The sequence below is a fragment of the Streptococcus cuniculipharyngis genome (assembly GCF_007859195.1).
Taxonomy (GTDB): Bacteria; Bacillota; Bacilli; order Lactobacillales; family Streptococcaceae; genus Streptococcus; species Streptococcus cuniculipharyngis.
In genome coordinates, this window is sequence record NZ_VOHL01000001.1 from 277,894 (window position 1) to 297,602 (window position 19,709).

The 19,709-nt window shown below is 41.1% G+C and carries 14 protein-coding genes; 1 reads left to right on the forward strand and 13 read right to left on the reverse strand.

What is annotated here, in order from left to right; all coding sequences use genetic code 11:
* Position 1: 1 nt before the first annotated feature.
* The 5 genes from FRX57_RS01395 to FRX57_RS01415 form a co-directional block, all read right to left on the reverse strand.
* The gene (locus FRX57_RS01395) at positions 2-979 is read right to left on the reverse strand and encodes a site-specific integrase (RefSeq protein ID WP_246100887.1); all 978 of its coding nucleotides are present in this window, start codon (positions 977-979) and stop codon (positions 2-4) included.
* Positions 972-1,190, reverse strand: a complete 219-nt coding sequence (locus FRX57_RS01400) for a DUF3173 family protein (protein WP_146565889.1) — start codon at positions 1,188-1,190, stop codon at positions 972-974. The genes FRX57_RS01395 and FRX57_RS01400 overlap by 8 nt, the downstream gene beginning before the upstream one ends.
* Before the next feature lie 202 nt (positions 1,191-1,392).
* Positions 1,393-2,709, reverse strand: coding sequence for a Rep family protein (locus FRX57_RS01405; RefSeq protein WP_146565891.1), 1,317 nt, complete (start codon positions 2,707-2,709; stop codon positions 1,393-1,395).
* A 411-nt stretch (positions 2,710-3,120) separates the two neighbouring features.
* Entirely contained in the window at positions 3,121-3,537 is a 417-nt protein-coding gene (locus FRX57_RS01410; protein WP_146565893.1) for a hypothetical protein, read from the reverse strand.
* A gap of 6 nt (positions 3,538-3,543) precedes the next feature.
* Entirely contained in the window at positions 3,544-4,017 is a 474-nt protein-coding gene (locus tag FRX57_RS01415; protein ID WP_246100889.1) for a hypothetical protein, read from the reverse strand.
* 247 nt (positions 4,018-4,264) lie between these two features.
* Here FRX57_RS01415 and FRX57_RS01420 point away from each other — a divergent pair, with 247 nt between their 5' ends.
* Entirely contained in the window at positions 4,265-4,777 is a 513-nt protein-coding gene (locus tag FRX57_RS01420; RefSeq protein ID WP_146565895.1) for a helix-turn-helix domain-containing protein, read from the forward strand.
* Positions 4,778-4,904: 127 nt separating this feature from the next.
* Here FRX57_RS01420 and FRX57_RS01425 read toward each other — a convergent pair whose 3' ends face one another.
* The 8 genes from FRX57_RS01425 to asp1 all read right to left on the reverse strand — a co-directional run bounded on the left by FRX57_RS01425 (position 4,905) and on the right by asp1 (position 19,709).
* Positions 4,905-5,993 carry an iron-containing alcohol dehydrogenase family protein gene (locus FRX57_RS01425; RefSeq protein ID WP_146565897.1) on the reverse strand — a complete coding sequence of 363 codons (1,089 nt, stop codon included), beginning with the start codon at positions 5,991-5,993 and terminating at the stop codon, positions 4,905-4,907.
* A 115-nt stretch (positions 5,994-6,108) separates the two neighbouring features.
* Positions 6,109-10,884, reverse strand: coding sequence for a hypothetical protein (locus tag FRX57_RS07590; protein ID WP_186600807.1), 4,776 nt, complete (start codon positions 10,882-10,884; stop codon positions 6,109-6,111).
* Between the two features lie 117 nt (positions 10,885-11,001).
* Entirely contained in the window at positions 11,002-12,324 is a 1,323-nt protein-coding gene (gene gtfB / locus FRX57_RS01435) for an accessory Sec system glycosylation chaperone GtfB (RefSeq protein ID WP_146565899.1), read from the reverse strand.
* A complete protein-coding gene (gtfA, locus tag FRX57_RS01440; protein ID WP_146565901.1) occupies positions 12,317-13,825 on the reverse strand; it encodes an accessory Sec system glycosyltransferase GtfA in 1,509 nt (502 codons plus the stop codon). The genes gtfB and gtfA overlap by 8 nt, the downstream gene beginning before the upstream one ends.
* A gap of 7 nt (positions 13,826-13,832) precedes the next feature.
* Complete coding sequence (gene secA2 / locus FRX57_RS01445) at positions 13,833-16,157, reverse strand: accessory Sec system translocase SecA2 (RefSeq protein ID WP_146565903.1); 2,325 nt, start codon at positions 16,155-16,157, stop codon at positions 13,833-13,835.
* 20 nt (positions 16,158-16,177) lie between these two features.
* Complete coding sequence (asp3, locus tag FRX57_RS01450; protein WP_146565905.1) at positions 16,178-16,606, reverse strand: accessory Sec system protein Asp3; 429 nt, start codon at positions 16,604-16,606, stop codon at positions 16,178-16,180.
* Positions 16,603-18,231, reverse strand: coding sequence for an accessory Sec system protein Asp2 (gene asp2, locus FRX57_RS01455; protein ID WP_146565908.1), 1,629 nt, complete (start codon positions 18,229-18,231; stop codon positions 16,603-16,605). The genes asp3 and asp2 overlap by 4 nt, the downstream gene beginning before the upstream one ends.
* A complete protein-coding gene (asp1, locus tag FRX57_RS01460; RefSeq protein ID WP_146565910.1) occupies positions 18,228-19,709 on the reverse strand; it encodes an accessory Sec system protein Asp1 in 1,482 nt (493 codons plus the stop codon). The genes asp2 and asp1 overlap by 4 nt, the downstream gene beginning before the upstream one ends.

Here is a 19,709-nt window from a genome sequence, read left to right on the forward strand (position 1 = left end):
ATCATTCATACCCAAAGAAAGCATGAGAATGCCTTAAATCATGAATCCGGATAGCTTTTATACCAACATAATCACTATGTACCTGTAAGACCCTTTTTAAGGTTGATTTTACCAAAGGGCTGTCCGTCAAAGTAAAGATAAAGCGGTGATTACCTATTTCAGATTGAACTTTCTGCCATTCTCTTAGATTTTCAAGAGTATCGTCATCAAGATATATCAATCTAACACCAGAAATTGATTTGGTATCAGTAATATACCACTCTTTCTGATTCTTATAATACATAGAGCAGTCAATCAAAACAGAGCCAGTATCCCAATTTACTTTTGACCACTCAATAGCTTGTAATTCACTAGTGCGGACACCAGTCATAAAGAAAAACCAAAATGTTGTGAAGTAGAGCAAGTCATAAATATTAGACTTGTCAAACGTACCAATAAATTTTTGAAACTCTTCAACCGTCCAAAAGTCAACTTTTGGACGGTCTTTTTTCACATTGCCAACTTGTTTAGCTACATTACTAGATAACATACCTAGCCGAACAGCTAAATCAAAGACTTGCTGTAATATTTGATGAACAGAGCGAATATAGTTATTAGACAATCCCTCAATGAACATAGCGTTTTGCCACTGCTTCACATGAGGTGCAAGAATATCTGATAGTTTCATATTCTCAAAATAGATTAATCGCCTAAACTTTGACCGTGTCATATCAAAAGTACGCTGCCTGACCTGACTTTGATAATCAGGAATAAAATAATCATCTAAAAATTTTTTGAAAGTCATTGAACTATTAGATGATAATGCACCTTTACCAAAGTCTGATTGTACCTGTAACTGCCAAATTTGAGCCTCTCTTTGAGTTTTGAATCCATTCTTGAACTTCCGTATCCTTTTACCTGTTACAGGGTCAAATCCAAGCGACACAGACGCTCTAAATGTCCCATTAGGTAATGGATAGATATTTGCTAACTTAGGCATGTTTTTCTACTCCCATATCTTTCAAACTTTCTTCATCAATTTTCACACCTAAAATCTCCTCAACTGTTTCAAGAGGAACACGACCCAATCCCTTGCTTTCATACCATGTTAAACCTTGACTAGCTAATTTAGCCTTAGCTTGTCTAATAAGCATATAGGATTGCCAAGAACTAAAACCAAGTTTCATTAAATCATTTTTCACTACAAACATAGCTTTTATTTTCCTTTCATGTTAAAATATAGTTAGTTACTTTGATAAATCCCTGATGTAGTTCTTCGACTGCATCTCTTTTTTTATGCTCTGCCATGTGATAGGTCTTAAAAAGTAAGACCTAATCCCACCATAACAGAATCTATAATCGTCTTTCAAACATAGCTTGTCGCTCATGAACACAACCAATCTATTTTTCACTTTAATTTACCCCTTCATCTGTCACATCTTTTCTTTGTTTGGGTAATATTCTAGGGTAGATATAATCTTCTAACATTTTATCTAAAAACTGGTCTTGTTGATAATCAGATAAGACTTCAAACTCGCCAAAATTTAACATCTTGTAGCCATCTGTATTCGGCACGGTTAGTTCTCTGATTTCAGATAGGCGGTGTTGTCTCATGGTTCCTAGTTTAGTAATTTCTATCACGTTATGGAAACGTCTTAGATATTGATTGAGATCTTCTTTGGGAATTTGTCCAAAAAACTCTGACAAGCTCATATAGTTTGTAATGACGATAATACGACCAATGACAAGTTTATTCTTATAGCGTGCTGATAAGTGCGACTTATTGAGTGGGTCAAGTAGTTTTAACCAATCTGATGGCAATAGGCTATCATAGCGTGGGTCATCTAGTAGGATAATTTCTTCACCAAAATACTCATCAAAAATATTTTTTGTTCCTGCGTCATATCTATTCCAGTTATAACCTGCTGTCTTAGCTTTTAAACCAATTCTTGTAATTAACTCATTAGCTAAGTGCGTTTTACCAACACCAGACTGGCCATGAATATAGAGAACTGTCGGCTTAAAATCTCCCCTTTCAATAGCTTTTAGGGTTAAGCGAGAAGATATTTTACCATAAGCCTTAAAAGCTTCATCAAATTTTTGTTGGTTATGTGACCATAAGTAACGTAAGCCATCATCATCTAAAATATTGTCTTCTGTCAACTCACCACGGACGATCTGATCATAAACTAAATCTAGTCTTTCATCTGATTTTTCACGTTTTCGAGTAGCCGCGTAATTGTCAAAATCTACTCTATTTTGTTCAATAAAGCGTTCGTAATCAAGAGTGCCAAAAGTTTCTACATCACTAACAGGGTATTGGTACTTGTCCTTATCCTTGGCATGGATAAGGTAGGCTAGGGCATTGATACGGGTATAGGCTCGACCACCTTTTGATTTTGGAGTTTCTAATCGTTCACGTCCCAAGCCTAAGGCCATAGCCAAACGTGATAAATCAATCAACTTAGGAAAATCAAGATAAGCATGAATATGTGGCTCTACCAATTTTGTTCCGTAGGATATATCCTTATCATGGACAACGAGGGCAACCTCGACAAACTCATCATCTTCTACTAGCTGACGGATACGGTCAAAAATTATCTGAAAGATTTCTTGCTTATTTTCCTGCCAGTTATCAAATAAAGCTTTCTCTTCACTTGACCAATCCCAGTAATCTGCTTTTAATTGTTGTTCAAATAAAAATCGTCTGTTTCTAATACGTTTTACCATCTATACTCCTCGAATTTTCTAATTGTCGCAAATGTTTCTACACTCTTTCAAAGTGGATATATACTAGCTTTTTTGCGAGAATATATCCACGTATATATCCAAGTATAAATCCATGATTTTCGCCGTTTTCTTGGGGAACGCGTCCGCTGGCACCTTCGGTTCTGCCTACCCCTAAACGCTGTCAAATCAAGGCTTTTCCTTGTTTTGCACCATTCTGTCGTCAAGTCCAAGAATGGTGCGCGCATGGGATTTTGGATATATGGATATATACTCACGCTAAAAAAACTTTTTTGCTTAAAAATTGGACAAATTTAGCGTGAGTGTCTAGCCAACGCACCCCCTCTGGCTAGGGGTCTTCGCCCCGCCTGCGAGGGTGCTGGCTTCACTCACTGAATTTCTCCAATTTTTAATCTAGACCAACCATTTCAAACCACTAGCGACCAATTTCAACTCACGAAAGCCACCACGACTACCCTGTGCGACCCATTGAGCCATGACCTTGGTATCAAGCAATTCCACATAGGCGACCTGTTCTTGCTCAATAGCTGTCTCAAGATCATCTAAACCACCTAAGACTTCTAACCGAATTGACTTAACCATATCAATATCAATCAACCCCTGTTCAATAGCTTGTGCAGTCTTATCATCAATAGCCCCTAAGATGTAAGCTTCAACCACATCTGTTTGTTTATTATCCTTGTACTGATAACGTGGGCGAGCTTTTGAAAAATCCACCAAGACTTTTTTAGGAATATCGAATTGTCGGCCATCCAAAGCCATTTCTTTCAGTGATAATTCGCTTGTTAGTTTAAATTTATTGTTTGACATTAGTTCTTACCTTTTATCTTTCTTTTTTAATTTTGAGAAGAAACCTTGTACTTCTGTTTCTTCTTTGTCGAGGTTAGCCCTCTCATCTTCTAGTTTTTTGACCCTATATGTTAGGGAAGTAATTTCTTTAGTTTTGTCATTAAGAGCCTGTATCAGCTTAGCCTGTCCTGTTTTCAAGTTAGCCACATCAATCCTTAATTGGCGTTCTTCACGAGCCTTTAAGTCGCCCCAAATCTCAACTACTGATTGGTTCATGTTTTTGGTTTCATCTAACCGATGGGATAGTCTGATAAATTTTTCAAACTCTTCATCAGTAAATTGAAAGACATCTTGCACACGCCTGCGACTAACACGCATACGGACCTTCTTAAACTCATAACCAGATAACTCCTCAATCTTTAATCGCCACCGTTTAACGGCACTAAATGACTTACCTGTGGCTTGCATAATATCTTTATAGTCTTTATAATCCTTATCCACTTGTCTCCTTTTCTATTTTGACATGATATGATATAATCTAATCATAGTTATTTTGATAAGTCTTTGATTGTTTAATCAAGGACTTTTTTTCATGCAATCATAGGCTGGTACCTCACTTTCACTTGCCAAACATTAGAATAGTTTGGTATAATTTGTATATCGAAATATTCGATAAAATCATTATATCGGATTTCCAGATATTTGTAAAGCTTAATATCGTTTTTTTCGATAAAAAGGAGGTAGTATATTGAGTTTCACTGGTAGATTAAAAGAAAAGAGAAAAAATAAAAAGCTAACTCAAAAAGAATTAGCCGAACAACTTGGAATAAAGCAAAACACATACAGTGATTGGGAAAGAGGTAAAACCCAGCCAAATTTAGATTATCTCACTAAACTAGCAAAAATTCTAGATACCACAACCGATTATCTAACATCTGGACAAGTAATTGATGTAACAGATAAAACCGAAGAGGAAAGAAAAGCTATTCTATACGATAAAATGGAAACTATGTACAATACTTTCCAAAGTATGAAAAAGGCTGGATTAGAAATTGAAAAGGCTCATCAACTAATTGATTTAACTGGAAATGAACCTTTTTACCATGGTCTATTGGAAGCTGTTTATAGCGATAAAGTAGATGTTTCACTTGCCGAGCGTATTGCCATTAACTTCAAAGGTAAAGAAAATGACCTAACAAGGCTAGCTGGTATCAACACCAATTCAGCACCAAAAGATACAAACGAAACAAATTTAGACTAACTTACTGTATTATCAAACGCTATAAAATCAACTACTCTAGTCAATCAATATGTGACTGTTAGCGAGTGGGAATAGATTTTATTGTTATTAAAAAACCTTGCCCCTTAGGAGCAAGGTTTTTTCTTTCTTATAAATTTCTGCCAAGACTATCTGACTTTAAGATGGCTTGATGGAATGTTTCTCTGTCAAATGGTGTGTGTTGATATTCCGAGGTTTTCATGGCTAGGCCTAAGACGGAATCTAAGTCGTCGATAGTTAGGCCTAACTCAGCCAAGGTGGTCGGAAATCCCAGAGATTTGTTAAATTGAGCAACTTTTCTAAGCTCTTCTTCCTCATCATAGTAGGCATGAAGAACCATAACACCGAAAGCAACGACTATACCATGCAGGTATTCTCCTTCTCGGGGAACTGCAGTGCTTCCATTATAGAAGGCGTGGGCATGGCAAGAATTGTAGTAAAATTCAGGTTGATTGACTAAATTTGACGCATAGGCAGTAGAAATTAAAATGGCAAGGGCAATTTCTTCTACAGCTAGTGAGGGACGTTGAGCTTTTACATCGTCTAGGGCTTTGCGACCATAAGTGTAAAATGCCTCCTTAGACGATAAAGCAACAGCTCGGCCCAAAACTGCTGTATGGGGAAGGACGACACCTCTTTTTTCTGCCTCTTGACTGGCTCTAGCCACTTCTGGGGCCTTGGAAATACCATCAGCAATACCGGCCCAAAAATATTTTACCGGTGCTTGAGCAATAATTCTAGTATTGATAAAGATATGAAGCGGAGCGTCAGGATAACCATAAGTATCCAGCGAATGATCTTCCTTATAAATCACAGCAATGGCTGTCCCTGCGGAGCAATTGGAACAAATGGTGGGAAAGGTCATGGTTTGTTTCTTGACTTGTTTGGCAACCATTTTGGCTGTGTCTAGTGCTTGACCACCGCCAAAGGCAAAGATGAGCTCTGCTTCTTGCACCTCTTTAAGATTAGCCAAGCGGTCAATATTGGCCTGAGTGGAATCTTTGCCGTAAATAAAGCTGCCTGTCACCTGAAAATTATGTTCTAGCAAGATGGCTTTCACTTCCTCTTGAGCACTAGCCAAGGCTTTTTCACCGCCGATAAAAACAATCTTTTTAAAGCCATAGGCGGCTAAGACTTGCGGGATTTCTTGGAAGCAATTTTCTCCATAACTGTAGTTGGGCATGGTCAGTGTGGTCATTCAATCATCTCCTTTATTTCGTTTATTTTCTGAATTTTACCACAAGTTGATCTGACTTGTCAATAGTATCGTAAATAAAAATCAACAAGCCTTAAGCCTGTTGATTTTTATTTTACTAAGATTTTTTGTCTTTGCGTTTCATGAACCTGGATACACCAACAAGACCTAATCCTAATAAGAGGGCATTGTTATCTTCTTCACCAGTTTTTGGTAATTGCTGCTGAACAGCTACCAAGGCTTGACTACTTGCACTAGCCTTGAGTGAAAGCTTACTATTATGTAGCTCTGCCCTTGATTCACTGGTGCTTAGTGAGTCAGATTGACTTGCACTTGCAGAATCTGATACTGAGGTTGACTCGCTTGTACTCAATGACTCAGACTGACTTGCACTTGTTGAATCTGATACTGAGGTTGATTCACTGGTGCTTAGTGAGTCAGATTGACTTGCACTTGCAGAATCTGATACTGAGGTTGACTCGCTTGTACTCAATGACTCAGACTGACTTGCACTTGCAGAATCTGACACTGATGTTGATTCACTGGTGCTTAGTGACTCAGACTGACTCACACTTGTTGAATCGGATACTGAGGTTGATTCGCTGGTGCTTAGTGACTCAGACTGACTTGCACTTGCAGAATCTGATACTGAGGTTGACTCGCTTGTACTCAATGACTCAGACTGACTTGCACTTGCAGAATCTGACACTGAGGTTGATTCACTAGTGCTTAGTGACTCAGACTGACTTGCACTTGTAGATTCAGATGCTGATGTTGATTCACTGGTACTCAATGACTCAGATTGACTCACACTTGTTGATTCAGATACTGATGTCGATTCGCTGGTACTTAGTGATTCAGACTGACTTGCACTTGCAGAATCTGACACTGAGGTTGACTCGCTTGTACTTAGTGACTCAGACTGACTTGCACTTGTTGAATCTGATGCTGACATTGATTCACTGGTACTCAATGACTCAGACTGACTCAAGCTTGTTGATTCAGACACTGAGGTTGATTCACTGGTGCTTAGTGACTCAGATTGGCTCAAGCTTGTTGATTCAGACACTGAGGTTGACTCGCTTGTACTCAATGACTCAGACTGACTTGCACTTGCAGAATCTGACACTGAGGTTGATTCACTGGTACTTAGTGATTCAGACTGACTTGCACTTGCAGAATCTGACACTGATGTTGATTCACTGGTGCTTAGTGACTCAGATTGGCTCAAGCTTGTTGATTCAGACACTGAGGTTGACTCGCTTGTACTCAATGACTCAGATTGACTTGCACTTGTTGATTCTGATGCTGAGACTGAGTCGCTGGTGCTTAGTGACTCAGACTGACTCACACTTGTTGATTCAGATACTGATGTCGATTCGCTGGTACTTAGTGATTCAGACTGACTTGCACTTGTTGATTCAGATACTGATGTCGATTCGCTGGTACTTAATGATTCAGACTGACTCACACTTGTTGATTCAGACACTGATGTTGATTCACTAGTGCTTAGTGACTCAGACTGACTTGCACTTGTAGAATCTGACACTGAGGTTGATTCGCTAGTACTTAATGATTCAGATTGACTTGCACTTGCAGAATCTGACGCTGAAGTTGACTCGCTGGTGCTTAGTGACTCAGATTGACTTGCACTTGCAGAATCTGATGCAGATGTTGATTCACTGGTGCTTAGTGACTCAGATTGACTTGCACTTGCAGAATCTGATACTGAAGTTGACTCACTTGTACTCAATGACTCAGACTGACTCAAGCTTGCAGAATCTGATACTGAAGTTGACTCACTTGTACTCAATGACTCAGACTGACTCACACTTGTTGATTCAGATTGGCTTGCACTTGCAGAATCTGACGCTGAAGTTGACTCGCTAGTACTTAATGACTCAGATTGGCTGACACTTGCAGAATCTGATGCTGAGGTTGACTCACTGGTACTCAATGATTCAGACTGACTCACACTTGTTGATTCAGATACTGATGTCGATTCGCTGGTGCTCAATGACTCAGACTGACTCAAGCTTGTTGATTCAGATTGTGAGCTTGACTCGCTAGTACTTAATGATTCAGACTGACTCAAACTTGTTGATTCAGATTGTGAGGTTGATTCACTGGTGCTTAGTGACTCAGATTGGCTCACACTTGCAGAATCTGATACTGAGGTTGACTCGCTGGTGCTTAGTGACTCAGACTGACTCACACTTGTTGATTCAGATTGGCTTGCACTTGCAGAATCTGACGCTGAAGTTGACTCGCTGGTACTTAGTGATTCAGATTGACTTGCACTTGCAGAATCGGATTCTGATGTTGATTCACTTGTACTTAGTGATTCAGATTGACTCAAGCTTGTTGAATCAGAGGCTGATGTCGATTCACTTGTACTTAGTGATTCAGACTGGCTGACACTTTCAGAATCTGATGTTGAGGTTGACTCGCTGGTACTTAATGATTCAGACTGACTCGCACTTGCAGAATCTGACACTGACATTGATTCACTGGTACTTAGTGACTCAGACTGACTTGCACTTGCAGAATCTGACACTGAGGTTGATTCACTAGTGCTTAGTGAATCAGACTGACTCAAGCTTGTTGAATCTGATACTGAGGTTGACTCACTGGTACTTAGTGACTCAGACTGACTCAAGCTTGTTGATTCAGATACTGATGTCGATTCACTTGTACTTAGTGATTCAGATTGACTTGCACTTGCAGAGTCTGACGCTGACATTGATTCACTGGTACTTAGTGACTCAGACTGACTCAAGCTTGTTGATTCAGATACTGATGTTGACTCGCTGGTGCTTAGTGACTCAGATTGGCTCAAGCTTGTTGAATCGGATACTGAGGTTGATTCGCTGGTACTTAGTGACTCAGACTGACTTGCACTTGCAGAATCTGACACTGAGGTTGATTCACTAGTGCTTAGTGACTCAGACTGACTCAAGCTTGTTGAATCTGATACTGAGGTTGACTCACTAGTACTTAATGATTCAGACTGACTCACACTTGTTGAATCTGATACTGAGGTTGACTCACTGGTACTTAGTGACTCAGACTGACTCAAGCTTGTTGATTCAGATACTGATGTCGATTCACTTGTACTTAGTGATTCAGATTGACTTGCACTTGCAGAGTCTGACGCTGACATTGATTCACTGGTACTTAGTGACTCAGACTGACTTGCACTTGCAGAATCGGATTCTGATGTTGATTCACTTGTACTTAGTGATTCAGATTGACTTGCACTTGCAGAATCGGATTCTGATGTTGATTCACTTGTACTTAGTGATTCAGATTGACTTGCACTTGCAGAATCGGATTCTGATGTTGATTCACTTGTACTTAATGATTCAGATTGACTCAAGCTTGTTGATTCAGAGGATGAGGTTGACTCAACGGTACTGAGTGATTCGGACTGACTGGTGTAGATTGACTGTGAAGTGCTCTGACTAATCGAATCCGATGTTGAGTGAATCGTACTTGTTGAGGCAGATAAACTCTCCGATTGTTCTTGGGAAGTTGATTGACTAATTGACTGGCTAGTACTTCTAGATTCACTGGCACGATTTGATAGTGATTGCGAAACAGAATGGGATACTGAAGTGGTATATTCATTGGACGTAAACGACGTGCGATAATTAACCAGCATCCCTCCGAGGTTAGAGCTACCATTTTTTTCATCAACTGTCGCCCGAACATCATTTCTTGTATTAGTCGCTGCCTGGACATACATGCTGACATTAGCTAGAGAGTCACCGACTTGGGTTTCAAAAGTGAAAATAGCTTCACTTCCCAATGGAATCATTGTATCACCGAGAGAATAATTATTTCCCCAATAACGACCTGAATAGTCTGTCGTTGTTAGGTTCACCCCAAGTGCTTTTTTCTCTCCTGTCGTAGAAGCACTGTCAACTGTTCGATAGTTATTGTTATTTTTTGAAATTGGCTGGCCATTAACCTTGACATTTTGCGGCTCTCCCATATTGGAAACTGCTGCCACATAAAGCCCTGGGAAAGCTTGGCCACTTCCTGGCGGAGTGAAGCGAACAACCCAAGAAATAATATTGGTTTGTGGGTTAAGGTAGCCCTCAACCGAAGTAATGGTTTTTCCCTGAGTTTTAGCATTAGCATCTGATTCCTGGAAAACAAGAACTTGATTCCCCTCGCTATCCACCTGAGAGCCAATTGTGCTTGCTATCGTTGAGTCAGTAATAGTGGTGACCGTTTCTGTTTCAGCTGCCCTAGTTGTCGCTGAAGACACACTACGAAAACCAGAAAAACTTCTAAAGTTACTAATGACTTGACTAGTGCTAGTTGAATCTATGCTGCTAGATTCTGAACCCTGTTCTGACTCCGAAGATGACTGAGAAGAGCTAGTTGACATCTGGCTTTCTGATTCTGAAACCAGGTCAGTCATCCTCTGTGACTCGGACACAGGCACTGCAGCTGACTCCTGTTCAGAAGTAGCTAATTGAGAAACTTGGGAGGGGATGTCTTCTGTTTGAGGCAGTGACTGACTGCTTGGGTCTGCCGTCGCACTCAAGGTCACCTCAACCTGCCTTGTTTCTGCCAAGGTAGGTTGTTCAGTTGTTGCCACTTCGGCCGCTGGTTGCTCTTCCGCCAACACATTATTGTGGACTAGGGCTCCTCCCCCAATAGCTCCTAAAGACAGGAAGGCCTTTAAATAAGGTGATTGAGCTAAGAGCGACTCATCTGCACAAATCTGGGAGTCTTGTTGGGCTGATGATTTACCCATCATACGAACAAAATGGAGTTTGGACAATAAAACACTAATCCAGCGCTTACCGGATTTTCGTAAAATGACCCGCGTTTCTTGTCCAACGATGGCTAATAATTTATTAACTGATCGATGTTTCATTTAATTCTCCTTTGAAACGACTGTTTTTCGTACTTTCTTCTTTTTCTGATTGATTATACTACAATATGTACGGATAAACAAGTAGAATCATAAAGAAAATAAGTAATTGTTAATGGTTTACCCCAAAAATTGCTGATAAAAATCAATGGTTGAGACATTGGCGTGTTCCCGCTGATTTTCTAACAAACTATACCAGTGGTAACGATCTGTTAAGCAGGCGCGAAGGGTTGCGACCAGTTTTTCTCGTTCATTGGTCTGAAATACTTGTGAGGAAGACACATAATGGCGATTATGAGCTGTTTTATCAAAACTGAAAAGAAGTAATTCACGTTCGAAAGCAGTCCGACAGGCTGACAGTAGTTCTCGCCCATAATTAATATCCAAGTAAAAACTTGATTTCTTAAAAAGTTCCTCAATAGATGCTGGACTAGAATTGGGGTAAAGACGAACATTATCATAGGTTTTCAATCTCACCAATTTACTAGACATTTCTGTGACAGCCGCAATATTAAAGGTTAACTCTGGCAAATCCTTAATCAGTTCTTCCACCTGCTCAATCTGATCGGAATTCGTGACAATCAAGGCCTCAGGGTAAAAGGACTGATTTGGCTTGAAAGGGTAGAGGAAGCCGAGATAAGAAAAGTGCTGCAAGTCTTTAGGCTGGACCATGCTTTTGATTTTCTTAAAAACAGCTGAATCTTGGACAGCAATCTGCGTGCTTACCGTCTTACTATCCAACAGAAAAGTCATATTAGCAGGCAGTTGCTCCCCTATCCCCTCTTGCCAAAAGAGAATGTTATTTTGCGCTTCCTTGCTTTCAAAGGCTGTCAAGAAAGATTTACCTAGGGAATTATAAAAAATACGGTCTAGCTGGAAGCCTGCTTCTTTTAAATAATAGGCATAAAAAGCTACCTGTGATGGAAAAATACTCACCTGTTGTTTGTAATTAATAATGACATCACCTGTCTTATAATTCTCAACAACAACCTCCTTCTGCTGGGCATCGTAATAACTTTTAGATAGCAATTCACCATTTTTAGCATCATAAATTGACTGGGCAAAACGATAGCCTTTACGATTATAATGGTCACTACTGATTATTTTTCCTGATTTATCAAACCAATCCACTTGTTGGATAAATCGTCTATGTTTAGGGGTGGCATAATGAATAGCAGCCCGCCGTTGATGGTAGTCCCAGACATTGGCTTCCTGACTATTTCCCCTAATCTCCCAGAAATCGGGAATGGCCAGTTGGTTAAAATAAAGAGGCTCTCCCTGGCTCAACTGGTAGCCGGTCATGAATTGATAAGGAGAGGTCACATCTTCAGGCAACCAGCCATTATCTTCCAAAACCACCGTGGGGTGCTGGTAGCCTGACTTGAGCAAGGAAAAATGCAGGTCCCAGCTCTTTTGATGATAGGTATCAAATAAATTAATCATCTGCTAACTCCTTAAATAATCGTTCCCATTTTTTAACAACTTTCTCCGATAAAAACTCACTGGCAATGTGATAAGAGGCCTGCTCCAAATCTGACAACTTATCCTTCTGGAAAAGTTGCTTAATCGCTTGAGCAAATGAAGCCACAATAGTTGCTTCATCTTGATCATCCATTTGAGGAATGAGGTAACCATTTTTATTTGGAGCAATAAATGTCTGGTTGCCATAAGGAACGTCAAAACCAATCATAGGCAAGCCCGCTCCAACTGCTTCTAAAAGGGTTAAGCCAAAACCTTCGCTAGTAGAAGCGGTCAAATACAACTGATAATTCTGATAAATCTCAGTCAGCTCTTGATGTCCTTTTAAACGAATGTAACCTTCTGCTTGATGGCTAGTGATGATTTGTTTAAGCAGGGCTTCTTCCCCCCCTTGACCATAAATATCAAAGATAAGGTCGGGCAAGCTCTTTTTAGCTTCAATAACGGCCTTAACCAGCCAGTCCACATGTTTTTCGGTTGCCAAACGTGAAGCTGTCATGGCATGATAAGCCTTGCGCTGTCCCTTAGGATAGGACAGATTTGCTAAACTGCCAACAGGAATGGTGACCAGACGTGGAAGTGGCTTTCCCAACTCTCTCAATTGTTGACTTAAGACCTGCTTTTGTTTGTCAGTTGCCAGGACAAAAAAATCAACATGTTGCGCATACGACAGCTGGTATTCATAATAATTATTCCACAACAAGTGGCCCTCTTCTTCCGTTCCTTTGACATAATGTTCCGCATGAATCACCACCCCTAGACGAGCAGGTTTAACATGGCGAAAAACAGCTTGACCAATGCCTGTTGCCCGATCTAAGATAATGGTATCTTGCTTCGTCAAGGCTAGCTTGTCCAAAAAATGAGCCACTAGCTCTTCCTTAGACATGAGCAGACGGTCTGGAAAACGGAAAAATGAACCCGTATCTGACATGATTTCATCGTAGGCCACACTACCATCTTCATTATAATAAGAACGCTGGTAGAGATGGGCCTTATTTTGCTTGGGGTAATAAAATTCAGTAAACATTTTAGTGTAGGAGTAAAAGTCCTTCCTGATCACACAACCCCGTGAAACGTATTCGACCCGATGCACAATATCTTGATTCTCATCCTTGAGATAGGCCGTCACAAACTGGTTCTTGACGTCATCAAAGAAACGAACCCGTTTACCTTGACGCTCAGTTCGATGAACTTCTCCATCATATTGGGTTAATAAATCATCCAAGGTGAAACTTGTCGGCGCTAATTTTTGATCCGTAAAGGCCAAATAAAGCCAGATAACTTCTTCATCTCGAAAACCAATATTACGGGTTAAATCAATAATATTATCCTGACCAATAAAATCAGTAAAAATAAACTTGCTCTCTATTTCTAACTGACGTAAACATTGGGCCCGATAAGCCTGAGCATATTCAACCCCACTGCTGGCCCAGCCAATTCCTAAATTAATATTGTAAACTGTCATATAATTCCTAACCAAAGTAAATGATAAGTCGTCCATTTGAAGTTTTTTCAACCTCACTTAGACAAAGATAGGTTAACAAATAGTCTTGCACGCGCTCCTGCATCTTGAGATAGGCTTGATGCGCCTGTTGGTGATAGTCAAACAAGGGATTGGTCTGACTAGCCGACACCCCGCTCAAAACAAGGCGTAACTGCTGCAAATAATCAACTTCTTCAATCCAGGCTTCATCCAAGGCCTTCAAGCTAGCCAAACGGAGAAATACTGCAAAATCCTGACCTAGATACCGCTGTTTCTGCTCGATTTTGTCCCTAATCAACTGCTGCGTGTAGGCTTTTAAAGCCATCTTATCCTGCAGATCCAAGTGAGAAGGTAAGGATTGGAACCGATAGGAAACATGATCCAAGATATAACGCTCCACCACCTGCTCAGACAGATTTTCCGATTGAAAAAGGCGGTGTAGCGCTTGTTCAACCAGCTGTTCTAGGTCTAATTGAAGCTGATCTTCTCTCAATAAGGCATCGCGTTGGTGGTAAACCAGGTCTCTTTGGAACTTAATACTTTTGTCAAAGGCCAGAGCATTCGCTCTTTGGAGTTGTCCGAGTTTATCACTCTTGGCCTGGGCTTCTTTGACCAGACGGTAAAGAGACCTGTATCTCTTGTTTCCACCAGATTGACGCCATTTTTTAAGCTGCCGCTTGTTGCCGTATTCTTCCAAAAGGTCATCCTCTAAAGAAACGAAAAACTGGCTAAAGCCAGGGTCACCCTGTCGTCCTGCTCGTCCTCTGATTTGTAAATCAATTCGTTCATTAGCAAAACGTTCGGTGGCAATCACTGCCAAACCGCCAAGCTCCCGAACACCTGCTTCTAAGATAATATCAGTGCCTCGACCTGCCATCTGCGTTGCAATGGTTATGGCCCCATAAGCTCCCGCTCCAGCAATAATCTCAGCTTCCCGAGCACCACTTTTGGCATTTAAAAGCGTATGGGCCAATCCCTGACTCAGTAACAGGTTAGAATAAAGTTGAGACATGGTCAAGGATCCTGTCACCAGTAGGACTGGTTGCCCCTTTTTATGACAAGCTTGAACAAGACTTAAGACAGCTCCTATTTTTTCTGTCAAACTAGGATAGATACGATCGGGTAAATCACGGCGTTGAACCGGTCGATGAGTCGGGATAGACACAACTGCCATCTGATAAACCTCTAAAAATTCACCTTCTGCTGTTTTACCAGTTCCCGTCATACCAGCCAATTGCTCAAACAAGAGAAATAAATTTTGATAGGTAATGGTCGCTACCGTCCTCAATTCAGGGCTAGGGGGCAACTGTTCCTTGACTTCAAGAGCTTGGTGAAGCCCTCCTTGTAATTTGGTTCCTGTTAGCAAGCGACCTGTTTGTTGGTCAATCAGCTTAATTTCCTCATTTTTAACTAAATAATCTTTTTGCTTAAGGTATAAGTAATGGGCCTTGAGGGCCAGCATTAGATGTCTAACCAAATCAAAATAAGCCGGCGCATACAAATGCTCTATATTGAAAAATCGTTCGGCCTCCTTAATACCGATTTCGGTAAGCCAAACTTCTTTCTTACCCGCATGGTAATAGATGCCCCTATCATCCAAGGTGCTGACAAACTGATCAGCCATTTGATAGAGGTTGGACTGAACACGGGGTGCTCCTGAGATAATTAAGGGTGTCTGAACCATGTCAAGGAGAACGGTGTCCGCTTCGTCAATAATAGCATAATCTAAAGATGGAAAAAATTTATTTGCTTGGCGATCAGCTAGATTGTCCATCAAGTAATCGAAACCTAGCTGACTGCTCGTCGTATAAACCACATCTGCCTGGTAAATGGCCCGCTTCTTTTGGGCGTCAGGAGCTTTTTCTCCCTCCCAGACTGCCACTCCCAACGTGATCCCTAAAAAGTCAAAAATGGGAGCTACTTCAGCAGCATCTCGCTGAGCTAAATAAGCATTTGGGGTTATCAAAAAAGTCCGTTTTCCTGTAAGGGCATGGAGATATAGAGGAAGAACCGCAGTTAAGGTCTTGCCTTCTCCTGTCTTCATCTCAGCAATATTTCCTTGATGTAAAACAATGGCCCCTAAGAGTTGAACATCATAAAGATAAAGTGCCCTTTGGCGAAAAATCACCTCCCTGGCTAAGGCAAAAGCTTGGGGCAACAGATTGTCAAGTGACTGACCCTGGTTAAAAGCCCGTTTCAAGAGGCTCGTTTTTTCCCGCAAAGCCTGCTCAGATAAGCTTTGGAGCTTGCTTGCTTCCTGCTTAATCTGAGCGAGAATAGGCTTTAGTCGCCTTAACTGATATGATGTCCTCATTGCCTCCTCCCTTCTTTCAGTTAATCTACTTCCCTTAACACCAGCTGATGAAACCGAAAGGACTGGCACCCCGCATTGATTAGTCGGATGTGGTAATCATAAGTCTCTGTCGGATAAACAAAATCTCCCCTACCCTCTTTAATGGTTATCTTGACTAATTCTTGTTCCCAGCGATCATAACAAATGATTTGCAGATAAGGCAGGGACCCCACCAAAAGGTCACTGACTAATTCAAGTTGATAAGTTTTTCCAGGGCGCAAGAGAGGGAGCTCCGGTTCTCTACGGTCACGCTGATAGTTGGTCCGTGACTGCCATTCATGGAAGCTCAGTCCTGACGGCATGAGTTGATTGGTCACATGTACTGCTTCTTTTTGCCAAATCAGCTGACTGCCATATAAATAAGTAGACTGCTGATTTTCTCGCCATTTAATCACATAGTATCGTGTCATTTTTCGTTTCTTCCAAAATCCTCTTTCAGGAGCTGACCATACTGATGTTGAAACCAAGTGGCCACTTCCCTAGTACCATCATTATGTCGTCCAGGCCAAGGACGTGCTACCAATCGGGCACCATTAATTTTTGTTGCTTCCAGTAAATCATTGAGTGCCCGTTGATCATAGTCGTCCTCAGTCATATAGGTTGCATAAATAGTCGTCTGGGCCAGATTAGCCGACTGAAACACTTGCCAAAAACGTTGATTGAGCTGGCTAGCTGATTGAGGGGTCAAATCACCAGCAAATCCTTGTAAAATGTCCAAAGAGGTAGGAAAACCTGCCGGCCGTTCCAAGCGCTCTCTTAGGGCTATTTGTCCCAAATTAGTCAAGGGTTTTCCCAAAACCAAGGCATGGGGACGTAAAAAACTAGCATAATATAAGGCGCCAAAAGTCCCCATGGACAGCCCCGACAAAATCAGGTCATCTCCCTCCTTAAAACCAAGGCTCAATAAGCTTTCCTGAATGACTTTTTTTATGGCATTTTCAAAATCAGGACTTCCCCAATAAAAACTCCCCCCCTCCAAGCGAGGGTCACAAATTAGTAAAAAAGGCGCTTTTAGTTTTTTCATCATAGGAAAGCCTTCAAATCCCTCGGCTGTCCGCCAACCCGAGAAATAGACCATCAGAGGAGGTTTGGCATCACCGGGATTAAGATAATAATGGAATTCCTGACCTGAGGCATCTGCATAACGTTGCCCTCCAAAGATAAATTGGCCATAACCTTTTCGGCTAAAGCGATAATGGAGTGGTCCTAGATTGAGCTGTCCCTGACCTTTAACCCATAAGGATACCGCAAGATAACCCTCCTGATTAGCATCAATATGGTACTGTTCCGCCAAATCAGGTCCGCTGATGTGCCATTCATGGAGGACTTGACCAGCTGCCCCTTGAGCCAATAACGTAATCTTAATGAGCAATTCACAAGTTCCATCGAGTGTAAATTCTTGCCAAAAATCCAAACTTGAGGTTTTATCATAGGGGATATTGTAAGAAAAATTTCCCAAAAAACGATAAGTCCTTCCAAAGTCACCTGTCAGATGTAAACTGGCACTACCTTGGTAGCAAACTTGATAGCACCTTAGTTGAGGAGCCAATAAAAAGTGTCGAAGAGGAAGTTTGGCACCATAAGGTTTTTTAAAGCTAATCTTACTTAATGTTAATAAAAACTCAACTGGGGGCTCATCAAAAGATTGGGCTTTTTTTTGTCGTAAAAAGTCAGCCAAGGAACTGGTCGTCACCCTTAAACCGCTAGGATAGAAGACTTCATAAGCCTCAATCCAATCCTGTAAAGCAGATAAGTCAGCACTGAAAAAATCATCAGTAATTAGCAACAAACGATAGTCTGGCACCGGTTCTTTTTGGGCCTCCAACTCCGCCATCACCTGATGATTATCAGACGACAGGCTTGCTTGTTCCATGAGTTCTTCCAACTGTTTATTGTGATTAAGCAAGTCTTGTCTAGCCTCAACCAAATCCACTAAGGCTTCAGGATGAACATGCCGCCAGTCCAAATTAGCCGGTATGGGATAGCGTTCCGCCCAATTATCATATCCAATCTGTAAAATAATTTCCTTTGTCATTTGTCTAATTCAGCTTTCAGTTGATGAATCAAAGCCAGCCCCTGATATTGTGACTGTTTCATAACCATATCTGCCAGGGCCTGATGCCAATAATCCAATCTGGTTAAATAATGAGCTAGGGCCTGAGGCAATTCTTGCAAATCATGAATGATATAAGCATTTTTCAAGTGATCGACATAGGGCGTCTCACAGGCAACAATTTGTGGCAACCCCAAATTAAGCCCTTGGGCCTGTAACTTGAGATTAGGATTCGGTGACAGATCAATCAAAAGTCTAGCCTGCTGCAACAAGCTTACTTGCTCAAAAGAACTGGCTGGGAATCGCAATTGCAAGCGTGAGGAAACATCTGGAAAATAATCATTTAACCACTGCTTGAGCGCTTCTCTTTTTCTCGCGTCTTGCTCCTGGGAAACCAAAATCACATCATAACCCGAATAGGTTTCAGCCTGAGCTAGTAGAAGTTTAAGAAGACTGGTTCTTGTCTCAGGATCTAGACCATCTAGTTGAAGATAGAGGGAAACCCCTGCCAACTCTTGACTTTTTCCAAATTCTGTCCCCTTATCTCCTACTGCTTGCAAAAGGTTTGTGGCGGGCAACTGATTATTTTCCAGTTTTTTCCAGGTCAAGGGCCGATTGCTGAGCAGAAGTTTGGCCCTCGTCAAGGAACCTTTTATTTGAGTTAATGTAGCCTGGGATAATCGGTCTTCCCAAAACGAGAGAGCAACTTGATGTTTAGAAAACCAATCTTGTAACAAATCCAGGTTTCTAGCCTCGGCAGCAACGAGAAATTTCTGTCCTGCTGTCAGAGAAGTCAGGTAAGCCGTCAATTTTTCAACCACCAGTTCTTTTATTGAAGCATAAGTAGTGGCTTTAAACCGGTCTTGATGGACTGGATTAATCACAAGCTTGGCCGATGAATCCTGTAAATACTGTCGAAACTGCCAAGAACCAGCCAAATTATAATAGTCTTGGCAATAGGGGAGACCAGCTTGGTAGGTGATTTGACTAGATAAAAATCCCCGAGCGTCATAGACTAGTCGTTTAAAAAGTTGGTCATTATTAAAATAATCAATCCACAGTAAATTTCCAGCCGCAGCAAATTCTACCCTAGCAAAGAGACGATTGTCTAACCTAACTTGGACTAGAAAAGGGGTGTAAACAAACTCAGCTCGTTCAGGCCACAACAGGTCGCGGAAGGATAAAAAACGCTGAGGGGCATCTACTGTATCTTGTAAAACATCAAAAACAGACCAATAAGCTAAACCATATAACGCCTCCTCCTGCAGTAATTGATCCAACTGAGGTAAATAAGATAATAAGATTAACTGACTCTCTTGGCCATGCTCTTGTAATAAACGTAAATAACCCGTCATGTCATCATCCAGATAACGCGCAGGTTCATACCAGGGCCGACTAATTTGTCCTGACAAATCCTCTGAATCTTTTTGAGCATACCAAGCAGGGACCACGTAAAACAT

What these genes read in the sequence shown, in the direction of transcription:
- FRX57_RS01425 (WP_146565897.1), bottom strand. Translation starts at nt 5,993, where the DNA reads ATGACCACACTGACCATGCCCAACTACAGTTATGGAGAAAATTGCTTC.
- gtfA (WP_146565901.1), bottom strand. Translation starts at nt 13,825, where the DNA reads ATGACAGTTTACAATATTAATTTAGGAATTGGCTGGGCCAGCAGTGGG.
- FRX57_RS01395 (WP_246100887.1), bottom strand. Translation starts at nt 979, where the DNA reads ATGCCTAAGTTAGCAAATATCTATCCATTACCTAATGGGACATTTAGA.
- FRX57_RS07590 (WP_186600807.1), bottom strand. Translation starts at nt 10,884, where the DNA reads ATGAAACATCGATCAGTTAATAAATTATTAGCCATCGTTGGACAAGAA.
- asp3 (WP_146565905.1), bottom strand. Translation starts at nt 16,606, where the DNA reads ATGACACGATACTATGTGATTAAATGGCGAGAAAATCAGCAGTCTACT.
- FRX57_RS01405 (WP_146565891.1), bottom strand. Translation starts at nt 2,709, where the DNA reads ATGGTAAAACGTATTAGAAACAGACGATTTTTATTTGAACAACAATTA.
- asp1 (WP_146565910.1), bottom strand. Translation starts at nt 19,709, where the DNA reads ATGTTTTACGTGGTCCCTGCTTGGTATGCTCAAAAAGATTCAGAGGAT.
- asp2 (WP_146565908.1), bottom strand. Translation starts at nt 18,231, where the DNA reads ATGACAAAGGAAATTATTTTACAGATTGGATATGATAATTGGGCGGAA.
- secA2 (WP_146565903.1), bottom strand. Translation starts at nt 16,157, where the DNA reads ATGAGGACATCATATCAGTTAAGGCGACTAAAGCCTATTCTCGCTCAG.
- FRX57_RS01400 (WP_146565889.1), bottom strand. Translation starts at nt 1,190, where the DNA reads ATGTTTGTAGTGAAAAATGATTTAATGAAACTTGGTTTTAGTTCTTGG.
- gtfB (WP_146565899.1), bottom strand. Translation starts at nt 12,324, where the DNA reads ATGATTAATTTATTTGATACCTATCATCAAAAGAGCTGGGACCTGCAT.
- FRX57_RS01410 (WP_146565893.1), bottom strand. Translation starts at nt 3,537, where the DNA reads ATGTCAAACAATAAATTTAAACTAACAAGCGAATTATCACTGAAAGAA.